14 protein-coding genes, 1 other RNA gene and 1 pseudogene are annotated in these 10,044 nt (G+C 77.8%); 6 read left to right on the top strand and 10 right to left on the bottom strand.

The genetic code is table 11. From position 1 onward, the window contains the following. Together MHY85_RS18540 and MHY85_RS18535 are read right to left on the bottom strand one after the other, a co-directional pair. A pseudogene (locus MHY85_RS18540) lies at positions 1–239 on the bottom strand (hypothetical protein); the annotation flags it as partial. Between the two features lie 174 nt (positions 240–413). Continuing rightward, the gene (locus MHY85_RS18535) at positions 414–1,199 is read right to left on the bottom strand and encodes a YaaA family protein (protein ID WP_239199302.1); all 786 of its coding nucleotides are present in this window, start codon (positions 1,197–1,199) and stop codon (positions 414–416) included. Positions 1,200–1,324: 125 nt separating this feature from the next. On the opposite strand from MHY85_RS18535, the gene MHY85_RS18530 reads away from it, so the two are divergent. From MHY85_RS18530 to MHY85_RS18520, 3 genes are all read left to right on the top strand, one after another. Further along, positions 1,325–2,224, top strand: coding sequence for a hypothetical protein (locus tag MHY85_RS18530; protein ID WP_239199299.1), 900 nt, complete (start codon positions 1,325–1,327; stop codon positions 2,222–2,224). 18 nt (positions 2,225–2,242) lie between these two features. Beyond that, positions 2,243–2,629: RNase P RNA component class A (gene rnpB, locus MHY85_RS18525), an RNA gene on the top strand. Positions 2,630–2,753: 124 nt separating this feature from the next. Beyond that, the gene (locus tag MHY85_RS18520) at positions 2,754–2,981 is read left to right on the top strand and encodes a hypothetical protein (RefSeq protein ID WP_239199296.1); all 228 of its coding nucleotides are present in this window, start codon (positions 2,754–2,756) and stop codon (positions 2,979–2,981) included. Positions 2,982–2,987: 6 nt separating this feature from the next. Here MHY85_RS18520 and MHY85_RS18515 read toward each other — a convergent pair whose 3' ends face one another. After that, positions 2,988–3,266: a hypothetical protein gene (locus MHY85_RS18515; RefSeq protein ID WP_239199293.1), complete on the bottom strand. Its 279-nt coding sequence runs from the start codon at positions 3,264–3,266 to the stop codon at positions 2,988–2,990. 81 nt (positions 3,267–3,347) lie between these two features. On the opposite strand from MHY85_RS18515, the gene MHY85_RS18510 reads away from it, so the two are divergent. Together MHY85_RS18510 and MHY85_RS18505 are read left to right on the top strand one after the other, a co-directional pair. Beyond that, entirely contained in the window at positions 3,348–3,944 is a 597-nt protein-coding gene (locus tag MHY85_RS18510) for a GNAT family N-acetyltransferase (RefSeq protein ID WP_239199290.1), read from the top strand. Positions 3,945–4,061: 117 nt separating this feature from the next. Continuing rightward, positions 4,062–4,382 (top strand): hypothetical protein, encoded by a 321-nt coding sequence (locus MHY85_RS18505; RefSeq protein ID WP_239199287.1) that lies wholly within the window; start codon positions 4,062–4,064, stop codon positions 4,380–4,382. 68 nt (positions 4,383–4,450) lie between these two features. On the opposite strand, the gene MHY85_RS18500 is transcribed toward MHY85_RS18505, so the two are convergent. The 4 genes from MHY85_RS18500 to map form a co-directional block, all read right to left on the bottom strand. Further along, positions 4,451–4,624, bottom strand: coding sequence for a CsbD family protein (locus MHY85_RS18500; RefSeq protein ID WP_239199284.1), 174 nt, complete (start codon positions 4,622–4,624; stop codon positions 4,451–4,453). 100 nt (positions 4,625–4,724) lie between these two features. Further along, positions 4,725–5,141, bottom strand: a complete 417-nt coding sequence (locus MHY85_RS18495; RefSeq protein ID WP_239199281.1) for a VOC family protein — start codon at positions 5,139–5,141, stop codon at positions 4,725–4,727. Positions 5,142–5,235: 94 nt separating this feature from the next. After that, positions 5,236–6,033, bottom strand: coding sequence for a polyphosphate--glucose phosphotransferase (gene ppgK, locus MHY85_RS18490; RefSeq protein WP_239199278.1), 798 nt, complete (start codon positions 6,031–6,033; stop codon positions 5,236–5,238). After that, on the bottom strand, positions 6,030–6,902 hold the full coding sequence (gene map, locus MHY85_RS18485; RefSeq protein ID WP_239199275.1) for a type I methionyl aminopeptidase: 873 nt from the start codon (positions 6,900–6,902) through the stop codon (positions 6,030–6,032). The genes ppgK and map overlap by 4 nt, the downstream gene beginning before the upstream one ends. A gap of 67 nt (positions 6,903–6,969) precedes the next feature. On the opposite strand from map, the gene MHY85_RS18480 reads away from it, so the two are divergent. After that, positions 6,970–7,143, top strand: a complete 174-nt coding sequence (locus tag MHY85_RS18480) for an SPOR domain-containing protein (RefSeq protein WP_154728065.1) — start codon at positions 6,970–6,972, stop codon at positions 7,141–7,143. 28 nt (positions 7,144–7,171) lie between these two features. Here the strand turns inward: MHY85_RS18480 and MHY85_RS18475 are convergent, their stop codons facing one another. The 3 genes from MHY85_RS18475 to panB form a co-directional block, all read right to left on the bottom strand. Then, positions 7,172–7,930, bottom strand: a complete 759-nt coding sequence (locus MHY85_RS18475) for a M15 family metallopeptidase (protein WP_239199272.1) — start codon at positions 7,928–7,930, stop codon at positions 7,172–7,174. 106 nt (positions 7,931–8,036) lie between these two features. Then, on the bottom strand, positions 8,037–9,203 hold the full coding sequence (locus tag MHY85_RS21960; protein ID WP_239199269.1) for an endonuclease/exonuclease/phosphatase family protein: 1,167 nt from the start codon (positions 9,201–9,203) through the stop codon (positions 8,037–8,039). After that, complete coding sequence (panB, locus tag MHY85_RS18465; protein ID WP_374234065.1) at positions 9,170–9,910, bottom strand: 3-methyl-2-oxobutanoate hydroxymethyltransferase; 741 nt, start codon at positions 9,908–9,910, stop codon at positions 9,170–9,172. Before panB ends, MHY85_RS21960 begins: the two co-directional genes overlap by 34 nt. Positions 9,911–10,044: the final 134 nt, after the last annotated feature.

Genomic DNA, 10,044 nt, shown 5'->3' with positions numbered 1-10,044 from the left:
GGCCCCCGCCGGCCCGCCGGCGACGGCGAGGGGGAGGGCGCGGGGACGGCCCCGGTGCCCGCGTCCTGGCCCTCGTCCGTCGTCGTGCCGGGCACGTCCGGACCGCTCCGCTGCGTCCCGGGGCCGCCGTCGGACACCGAGGCCCCCGCCGGCCCGCCGGCGACGGCGACGACCCCGACCAGGGCGAGCGCGATCACCAGCAGCAGCGCCGCGACCCGCGCGGTGCTCGTGCGTCGCATGCTGCTGCCGTCCCCCTGCCGGTCGGTCGTCACGGGCGGTCGCCCGGCCCGGCACCCACGCTAGCCGGACAGGTCGCCCACGGCGTGCCCCGGCGGTGCCCGGCCGGTGGTCGGCGGGTGGAGGGGCCGTGCAGGTGAGCGGGCGACGGGCCGGCCGTCGCCAGGCCGGACCCGCTACGCGACGACGAGCGACAGCGTGGCGGCGCGCCCGGCCGGCGCGTCGAGCTCGACCGCGAGCAGCTCCGTGCCGACCAGCTCCCGGGCCGCGCGGGCCAGCCGCTCGGGCGTCCCGGGCGCCGCCCCGCGGCGGGTGACCAGGTGCCGGGTGAGCACGCCACGGGTGTGCTTCGCGTGGTGCGACACCACGGATCGCTTCCCGTCGACCTCGCGCAGCACCCGCACCTGCACCCACGACCCGTGGGCGGCGCGCGGCGGCTTCCACGCGGCGAGGTAGGTGGCGGACCGGCAGTCGACGACCAGCTCGCCGGCCGCGGCCCGGGGGTCTAGCTCCGCGCGCAGCGGCTCCCGCCACGCGGCGGCGAGCGGGCCGACGCCCGGGAGGTCGACGCCCATCGACAGCCGGTAGGCCGGGATGCGGTCCTCGGGGGCGACCAGGCCCCACAGCCCGGACACGACGCGCACGCTCTCCGCCGCGCGCCGGCGCTGGGCCGTCGACAGCCGGTCCAGGCCGGCCGCCCCGTACAGCACGCCGGTGTACACCGAGCGGGCCTCGGCGGCGGGCGCGTGGCGCAGGTCGACGTTGCGCGCCACCTCGTCGGCGATGCCCGCGCCCACGCCCAGCACGTCGACGGCGTCCGGTCGCCCGCTCGCCGCCACCAGGGCGTCCAGGACGCGCTCGCGCGTCGGCGTCAGGGCCGGGGCGGACAGGGCGGCCAGGTCGAGGGCCGCGCCGCGGACCGGCGCGGTCTTGCCCTCGGACGGGGGGAGGAGGATCAGCACGCGCTGAACTGTAGGCGGCGCGGCGCCGCCGGCAGGGTCGGGCGGGGCGTGCGGTTCGACACGCGTGCGGGTGACGCCGGCGCCGACCTCCCACGCCCGGCCGCCGGAGGTGCGAGCATCGCGGCGTGCTGACGCGGGGGATGGACGGGGCGACGCGGACCTGGGTCCGGGTGACGGGCCGACGGGTGGACCTCTCCGCGACGCCGTGGCTGCAGGGGCCCGTCGGAGACGTCGACCGGGTCGGCGACGCCTGGCTCCCGGCCGAGGCCGACCGGCTCGGCGCCGAGGTGGCCGGCCCGGGCGGCGGGGACGACGCCGGGGCCCGCGGCCTGCTCCGGTCGGTGGCGGACCTGGACCGACCGGGCTTCGCCGCCGGCGCGCTGGCCGGGCGGGTCCGCGGGTTCTACGAGCGCACCTCGGGCTGGCGCCTCGACGCCTGGGTCGGCTGGGTGCCGTGGGCGTGGCCGTTCGGGTGGGCGGTCGCCGCGCTGTTCGCGCGCCGCCTCGACCAGCTCGCGCTCCCGATGCGCTCCCTCGACCTCGCGCACGGCATGTCGAGCACGGTCACGCCGCTCGTCCGGGACGGCGCCCAGGTCGGCGCCCTGTGGCTGCGCCGGCTCCGGGCCACCGGCCGGATCGTGTTCAGCGGCCTGTACGGCGTCGTGCGCCTCCCGGGCTCCGGCGAGCCCGCCGTGCGCGTCACGTTCCCGCTGCCGCGTGGGCGGCTCGTGGTCCTGCTCCGGCCCACGGCGACCCCCGACGGCGGGCTCGTGCTCACGTCCGGGGCCGGGCGATGGGGCGACCCCGGGGCGTACCTCGTGGTCGACCGGCCCGGGGGCTGCTGGGCACGACGCATCCCGGTGCACGAGCGGTTCCACGTGTTCGTCGACCCCGAGGGCGTGCTCCGCACCGACCACGACCTGCGGCTCGGCGCCCTGCCCGTGCTGCGGCTGCACTACCGGCTGACCGAGCCGGCGGGGCAGGAGCCGGCCGTCCGCGCGGGCGAGGCGGCAGCCGGGGCGTAGTAGGCTGACCGGCGCGGATGAGCTGGCCAGGCGGCCGCGTCGAGCCCTCGGGCTCGCCGAGGAACGTCCGGGCTCCACAGGGCAGGGTGGTGGGTAACACCCACCCGGGGTGACCCGCGGGACAGTGCCACAGAAAGCAGACCGCCACCGCACGGCCCTCGGGCCGGTCGGTGGTAAGGGTGAAACGGTGGTGTAAGAGACCACCAGCGTGCCGGGTGACCGGCACGGCTCGGTAAACCCCACCCGGAGCAAGGCCAGACAGGGAGCGTTCGAGGGCTGCCCGCCCGAGCTCCCGGGTAGGCCGCTGGAGGCGCACGGCGACGTGCGTCGTAGATGGATGGTCGCCACCCGCGCGGGGGTAACCGCGCGCGGGGACAGAACCCGGCGTACCGGCCAGCTCATCCGCACCTGAGCAAGCCCCGGCCACGTCGGCCGGGGCTCCGTCGCGCGACGGTCGCGGCGAGCCGGCGCGCGCCCCGCGAGCCCGCGCTCGTACCCTGGACGGGACCAGACCGGCGAGGGGGTCGCCATGTCCGAGGCACGCTTCAGGATGACCCGGCTCGCGGCGGACGAGGCCGCCGACAGCCGCAGTCTCACCGAGCTCGCGGAGCGGCTCACGCACGACCCGACCGCGCACTACCAGGGCGCGGTCCCGGCCGAGGTGGGCGCGGTCGCGCAGGGCGTGGTGACGTGGGGCGCGCGGCCCGGCTCCCCGCGCGAGCACCACGCGGCGGTCAGGGTCGAGCGCCTGGCCTGACGACCGCTACGCGCACCCCCGCCGCCGCACGTCGGCGGCCGGCAGCCACACCGCGCCGGTCAGCACCCGCAGGTCCGCGATCCGCACCCGGACCAGGGCCGGGGTCCACTCGACCGCCACGGTGTCGAGCGGCTCCGGCCCGGTCTCCCAGCGCAGGGTGACGGTGACGGGGATCGGGCGCTCCACGTCGTGGTGCACGCCGGGCGGGACCGGCCGCGCGTTGAGCAGCGGGACGGCTGAGCGCAGCCGGGACAGGCCGCCCGGGACGGTCTGCGCGAGGTTCACGACGGCAGTGTGCGCCGCCGGCCTCCCCGGCGCGCGGTCGGCGGCGGGTGAGGTCACCCACGCCCGCATCCGGGCGCGAGAATGGCCCGCGTGCAGCCCGACGTGACCGTCCGCCCGATGACCGCCGCGCACGCCGCGGGGGTGCTGGCCGTGTTCGCCGAGGGGATCGCGACCGGGCACGCGACGTTCGAGAGCGCGGCGCCGACGTGGGACGCGTTCGACGCGTCCCACCTGCCGGAGCACCGGTTCGTGGCGCTCGGCGGCGAGGTCGCGGGGGACGCGGGCTCCGGGACCCGGGACGCCCGCACCGAGCGCGACCTCGGCGGGGGCGGCGCGCGCCCGGACCCCGGCGCGCCGGTGCTCGGCTGGGTCGCCGCGTCGCCGGTGTCGCGGCGCGCGGTGTACGCGGGCGTGGTGGAGGCGTCGCTCTACGTCGGCGGGGCCGCGCGCGGCCGGGGGGTCGGCCGGGCGCTGATGGCGGCGCTGCTGGACTCCGCCGCGGCGGGCGGGGTGTGGACGGTGCAGTCGTCGGTGTTCCTGGAGAACGCCGGGAGCCTGGCCCTGCACGCGGCGTCGGGCTTCCGGGTGGTCGGCACGCGGGAGCGGATCGCCCGCATGACGTACGGCCCGCTCGCCGGCGAGTGGCGGGACGTCGTGCTGCTCGAGCGCCGTCTCTGACGGGTGACCGTCGCCGACATCACGGACCTAGGTCCTGGTCAGGAGCCTGCGGAGGCCTCAGGCTGGGCCCGGGGGCTGAGGACGACGGCCTCCGCGCACGAGCCAGGGGGGCACCGGATGACACGGCGACGTCTGCCCCGGATCGCCGCCCTGAGCGGCCCGGAGGCCGCGCACGCGCACCACGTCGAGGTGCACTCCCCGGTGTCGGCGGGACCCGCCGCGCTCACCTGGACGCTCACGCTCGTGGCCGCCGACGGCAGCCCGCTGGCGGAGAGCCGGACGACCTCGCCCGACTTCCCGGTCCCGCTCGCCGACATCGCCCAGGTGCACCTGGACGTCGTGGGGCTCGTGCAGACGGGGGAGTGGGTGCCCGTCGCCACCGCGCGGGGCGGCGCCCGGTTCCGCGCGACCGTCCGGGCGACGCCACCGCCGGACTAGCGCCCGGGCCCGGACGCCACGACGCCCCGCCCCGGGAGCCGGGACGGGGCGCGGGTCGGCGCGGGGCCTCAGTGCTTGAACGCGTCCTTGACCTTCTCGCCGGCGTCCTTGATGTCGGCCTTCGACTGGTCGGCGCGGCCCTCGGCCTCGAGGCGCTCGTCGTCCGAGGCCCGCCCGGTGGTCTCCTTGACCTTGCCGGCGGCCTTCTCGGCAGCGTTCGAGATCTTGTCGTCGAGTCCCATACGTCCTCCTTCTCCGGACCGGTACGTCGTGCTCACGACGCTAAGCCCGGTCGCGTGCCGCCGCATCCGGAGTCCCGGACGGGTGGGGCGGACGCCCAGGTCAGGCCGGCGCGCTCCCGGCCGGGTCGGCCGCGAGGAGGGCGGCCAGCTCGGACGGGGTCGACCGGAGCAGGCAGAACTCGTTGCCCTCCGGGTCGGCGAGGACGTGCCAGGTGACGTCCGGGCCCTGCCCGACGTCGACCCGCACCGCCCCGAGCGTCAGCAGCCGCTCGAGCTCGGTGGCCTGGTCGGAGCCGTCAGGCGGCCGCACGTCGACGTGCAGCCGGTTCTTCACGCGCTTGGCGTCCGGCACGCGGAGGAACAGCCAGGGGGTCGCCACGACGCCGGGCGGCGGCTCGAGGTCCACCTCGTCCTCGTCCTCCTCGACGACGCGCCAGCCCAGGACGTCGGCCCACCACCGGGCGAGCGACGACGGGTCGTGCGAGTCGACGCACAGCTGCGCCACGGCGAGTCCCATGGCGCGACGGTAGGGCGCGGGGGCGCGCCGCACCAGCCCCCCCCGGGGGGTGGACGGGGCCCGGCGGCGGGGGACCGCGCGCCGGGCCCGGCCGTCAGTCGCCCTTGACGCCCGCGACCGGCGTGCCGGCCCGGGCGGCCAGCGCCGCGGCGCCGACGATGCCGGCCGCGTTCCGCAGCTGCGCGGGCACGATGGGCGCGCGCAGGTGCAGCAGCGGGAGGAACTTCTCGTGGTGCTTGGACACGCCGCCGCCGACGACGATGAGGTCCGGCCAGAACAGGTCCTCGATGACGCCGAAGTACCGCTGCAGGCGCTCGGCCCACTGCGGGAAGTCGAGGTCCTCGCGCTCGCGGGCGGAGTCGGCGGCGCGGGTCTCGGCGTCGTGGCCGTCGATCTCCAGGTGCCCGAGCTCGAGGTTCGGCACGAGCACCCCGTCGGCGACGATCGCGGTGCCGATGCCGGTGCCCAGCGTGCAGATGAACGTCACGCCCGAGGTGGACCGCGCGGCGCCGTACAGGGTCTCGGCGTACCCGGCCGCGTCGGCGTCGTTGACCGCCAGGACCGGCCGGCCGAGGGCGTCGCCGAGGACGTGCTCGATGTTGGTGCCGATCCAGGAGCCGTCGACGTTCGCGGCGGACCGGGCGACGCCGTGCTGGACCACCGCGGGGAACGTCACGCCGATGGCGGCGTCCGCGGGGAGGTCGAACCGCCCGACCAGCTCGACGACCGTCTCCGCGACCGCGGAGGGGGTGGCCGGCTGGGGGGTGGGGATGCGGACGCGCTCGGCGGCGAACTCGCCCGTGGCGAGGTCCACCGGCGCGCCCTTGATGCCGGACCCGCCGATGTCGATGCCGAACGCCGTGCGCTCGTTCTTGCCGTGGTGGTTGCTCATGGGAGTGTGAGGATCTCCGCTCCGGTGTCGGTGACCAGCAGGGTGTGCTCGAACTGCGCGCTGCGGCGCAGGTCCGCGGTGACCACGGTCCACCCGTCGTCCCACGTCGTCCAGTCGGCGGTGCCCAGGTTGAGCATCGGCTCGATCGTGAACACCATCCCGGGCTCGATGACCCGGTCGTACAGCGGCGCCGCGTCGTAGTGCGGGATGACCAGCCCGGTGTGGAACGCCTCGCCGACGCCGTGGCCGGTGTAGTCGCGCACCACGCCGTAGCCGAACCGTGCGGCGTACTTCTCGATCACCCGGCCGATGACGTTGACCTCGCGGCCGGGGCGCACCGCCTTGATCGCGCGGGCGAGCGCCTCCTCGGTCCGCTCGACGAGCAGCCGGGACTCCTCGTCCACGTCGCCGCAGAGGAAGGTGGCGTTGTTGTCGCCGTGCACGCCGTCGACGTAGGCGGTGATGTCGAGGTTCACGATGTCGCCGTCCTCGAGGACGGTCGAGTCGGGGATGCCGTGGCAGATCACCTCGTTGACCGAGGTGCACACCGACTTGGGGAAGCCGCGGTACCCGAGGGTCGACGGGTACGCGTGGTGGTCGAGGAGGAACTCGTGGCCGATGCGGTCGAGCTCGTCGGTGGTGACGCCGGGGGCGACGTGCCGGCCGACCTCCTGCAGCGCCCGGGCCGCGATCCGCGCGGACACCCGGATGCGCTCGACGACGTCCGGGGCCACCACGTCGCTGCCGGTGTACGGGGTCGGCGCGGGCCGGTCGACGTACTCGGGGCGGGGGATCGAGGCGGGGACCGGTCGCCGGGGGCTCACGGTGCCCGGGACGAGCGCCGGCCTCGGCGCGTGCACGGACGTCATGCCTGGCAGTCTACGAAGGAGGGGCCCGGACCGGAGAGCCGGAGGGCCCAGGACGAGGGAGGGTGCCGTGGCCGACGAGTTCTACTACAACACCGAGACCGGGCAGGTCGAGCAGGGCAAGCAGTCGACCTGGTCGCACCTCATGGGCCCGTACCCGACCCGCGAGGCGGCGCAGCACGCGCTGGACAAGGCCCGTGCCCGCACCGAGGCGTGGGACGAGGAGGACCGCCGGGACCGCTGACCCGGTCCGCCCCGCGGGCCGGCCCCGGTCAGCCCGGCGGGGCCCCGCCGCGCAGGCGGGCCGCCACCTCGGCGACCGTCTCCGGCGACGCGACGATCTCGAAGTGCATCTCGTCCCGCCGGCCGGCGAAGTCGCCGCCCCAGGCGACCGCGGGCGCGACCTCGGCGAGGATCGACCGGATCGCCGCGACCTGCTCGTCCGTGAACGTGTCCCGGGCGCCCAGGGGGTGCTCGGTCGCGTTCAGGTCGATCGACGTCCCGGACGCGTGGTTCGACAGCCCCTCCCCGGCCTCGTCCTCCTCGCCGCGCACGGTGCGGTAGCCCCAGCCCCAGGAGCTGGCCACGTCCACGGCCTCGACCTCGGCGTCGAACCGCGCGGCCACGTGCTCCAGGACGTACCGGGCGTCGCCGCCGCGGAGCCGCCCGGTCACCCACGGCGACACCTCCAGCAGCGGGTCGGCGCCGTCGTCGAAGGCGGGCCAGCAGTTCTGCGAGGTGGTGGCGTCCGGGACGCACGACTCGGGGACCTCCGCGACGACGGGGGCGGGCACGGCGGGGTCCGCCGGGCCGCCGAGCAGCCGGACCACGGCGACGACGAGGGACACCACGAGCGCGAGGACGAGGACCGCGGCGACGCCGAGCACGACCACGCCGCGGCGGGTCAGGCGCAGGCGGGGCCGCCGGGCCGGGGGGCGCGGCCCGCGCGGGGCCGGGGCGCCCGAGGACGGAGCGCCCGAGGACGACGAGCGCGCCGCGGCCGGCTGCTGGACGGCGGAGTCGCGGCGCATGCGACGAGCGTAGGGCCCCGGGCGGCCCGCCCCGGACGACACGCACGGCACCGGGCCCCCGGCACCGGACGCCGGCGGCGCGCGCCCGCGGCCCCGGCCGCCCCCGTCAGCGCCGCGCGAGGTGCGCGACGACCGGGCGGTGGTCGCTGGCACCCACCCGGTCGAGCACGCCGAACCCCGTGACCCGCCATGCCCGCCCGTCGACGAGCACGTGGTCGATGGGCGCGGCCAGGACCCGGGGCACGTCGGACGGCCAGGTGCCCAGCCCCGCGACGCCGGCCGCGGCGGCCGCGTCGACGCACGGCCCGAGGTCGCCCAGGCCGGGGTGGTCGAGCGTCGCGTTCAGGTCGCCGGCGACGACCGCGCCCGGCGTGCTGCGGCACACCGCGGCGATGCCCGCCGCGTGCGCACGCCAGTCCGGCATCGAGGACTCGGCGGACGGGGCGCGCGTGTGCGCCGCGACCACGACGTCGGGCGCGGGCACGTCGCGCCGGCCCGCGGACGGCTGCGCCTCGGCGGCGGGCGTCGCGTCGGCGGCGGGCGCCCCGCCGGCGCGGACGGCCGCGAAGGTGCCGAGCTCGGTGGCGGGCAGCCCCTCGGACGTCGGCGCGTACGTCCCGAGCGCGTCGCGGACCAGCAGGGCGACGCCGTCGACGCGGGTGCCCGCGGCGTCGGCGGCGAGCGCCGAGGTGGGCCGCCCCGCGGCGGTCAGCGCCCGGGCGACGTCCCGGGCAGTCGCCCCCGAGGTCTCGGCGAGCACGACGACGTCCGCGTCCTGCTGCTGGACGAGCGCCGTCAGCTCGTCCGCGCCCACGACGCCGAAGGTGTTGAACGACAGCACGACGAGGTCGCCGTCCGCGGCCGCCCCGGGCGCCGGTCCGACGACGCCGCGGCCCGCCAGCACGGCGGCCTGGGCGGCGCCGCCGAGCACCAGGACGGCGGCCAGGGCGAGCGGCAGACGCCACGCCGGGCGGGCCAGACCGGCGCGGCCGGCGATCCGGCGCCAGCCGCCGACCACGCCGACCAGCAGCAGCGCGCCGCCGATCAGGAGGACGGCGACCAGGCCGCGCAGGGCGACGAGCTGCGCGACGGGCGTGCGGTCCGCCAGCCCCAGGCGGTCGGGGGCGAGCAGCACGAGCACGGCGGCCGCCGCGAGCGCGAGGACCGCGACGGCGAGCGCCGCCCGGACGCGGCCGCCGCGCGGAGCGGGCCGCCGCGCGGCCGGGGGACGAGCGGCGCTCAGCTGAGGAACGAGTGGTCGGCGTCGGGCCACTGCCCGCCGCGCACCTCGGCGGCGTAGGCGCGGGCGGCCTCGCCGAGCAGCTGCCCGACGGGCGCGAACGCCTTGGCGAACCGCGGCGACCACTCGCCCATGCCGGCCATGTCGGTCCAGACCAGCACCTGGCCGTCGCACTCCGCGCCGGCGCCGATGCCGATGGTCGGGATGCGGAGGATCTCGGTGACCCGGGCGGCGACCGGTGCCGGCACCATCTCCAGGACGACCGCGACCGCGCCCGCCTCCTGCACGGCGAGGGCGTCCTCGGCGAGCCGCTCGGCCGCCTCGTCGCCGCGGCCCTGCACCCGGTGGCCGCCCAGGGTGTTCTCGGACTGCGGGGTGAAGCCGAGGTGCCCGACGACCGGGATGCCGGCGTCGGTGAGCGCGCGGATCTGCGGGGCCACCCGGACGCCGCCCTCGAACTTCACGGCGTGCGCCCCGGCCTCCTTGAGGTACCGGGCCGCGGTGGCGAGCGCCTGCGCGGGGCCGGCCTCGTACGACCCGAACGGCAGGTCCGCGACGACGAGCGCCCGCCGGGCCGCGCGCACGACCGCCCGGGTCGGCGGGATCATCTCGTCGACGGTGACCGGGATCGGCGACGCGTGGCCGAGCATGGTGTTGCCGATCGAGTCGCCCACCAGGAGCAGGTCGATGCCCGCGTCGTCGAAGATGCGCGCCGTCGCGAAGTCGTAGGCGGTCAGCATGGTCAGCCGCTCGCCGCGCTCCTTGGCCTCGGCGAGGTGGTGCACGCGGACCCGTCGCGGGGCCCCCGGGGGGGTGACGGCCGCCCCCCCCCCGGGGTGCGGAGACACCCCCCCCGCCCCCCCCCCCCCCACTC

The sequence above is a fragment of the Cellulomonas sp. ACRRI genome (genome assembly GCF_022346185.1).
Lineage (GTDB): Bacteria > Actinomycetota > Actinomycetes > Actinomycetales > Cellulomonadaceae > Cellulomonas.
This window is presented reverse-complemented; position numbering and strand designations above follow the sequence as displayed.

What these genes read in the sequence shown, in the direction of transcription:
- MHY85_RS18520 (WP_239199296.1), top strand. Translation starts at nt 2,754, where the DNA reads ATGTCCGAGGCACGCTTCAGGATGACCCGGCTCGCGGCGGACGAGGCC.
- MHY85_RS18510 (WP_239199290.1), top strand. Translation starts at nt 3,348, where the DNA reads ATGGCCCGCGTGCAGCCCGACGTGACCGTCCGCCCGATGACCGCCGCG.
- MHY85_RS18505 (WP_239199287.1), top strand. Translation starts at nt 4,062, where the DNA reads ATGACACGGCGACGTCTGCCCCGGATCGCCGCCCTGAGCGGCCCGGAG.
- MHY85_RS18500 (WP_239199284.1), bottom strand. Translation starts at nt 4,624, where the DNA reads ATGGGACTCGACGACAAGATCTCGAACGCTGCCGAGAAGGCCGCCGGC.
- MHY85_RS18495 (WP_239199281.1), bottom strand. Translation starts at nt 5,141, where the DNA reads ATGGGACTCGCCGTGGCGCAGCTGTGCGTCGACTCGCACGACCCGTCG.
- ppgK (WP_239199278.1), bottom strand. Translation starts at nt 6,033, where the DNA reads ATGAGCAACCACCACGGCAAGAACGAGCGCACGGCGTTCGGCATCGAC.
- map (WP_239199275.1), bottom strand. Translation starts at nt 6,902, where the DNA reads ATGACGTCCGTGCACGCGCCGAGGCCGGCGCTCGTCCCGGGCACCGTG.
- MHY85_RS18475 (WP_239199272.1), bottom strand. Translation starts at nt 7,930, where the DNA reads ATGCGCCGCGACTCCGCCGTCCAGCAGCCGGCCGCGGCGCGCTCGTCG.
- panB (WP_374234065.1), bottom strand. Translation starts at nt 9,910, where the DNA reads ATGCTGACCGCCTACGACTTCGCGACGGCGCGCATCTTCGACGACGCG.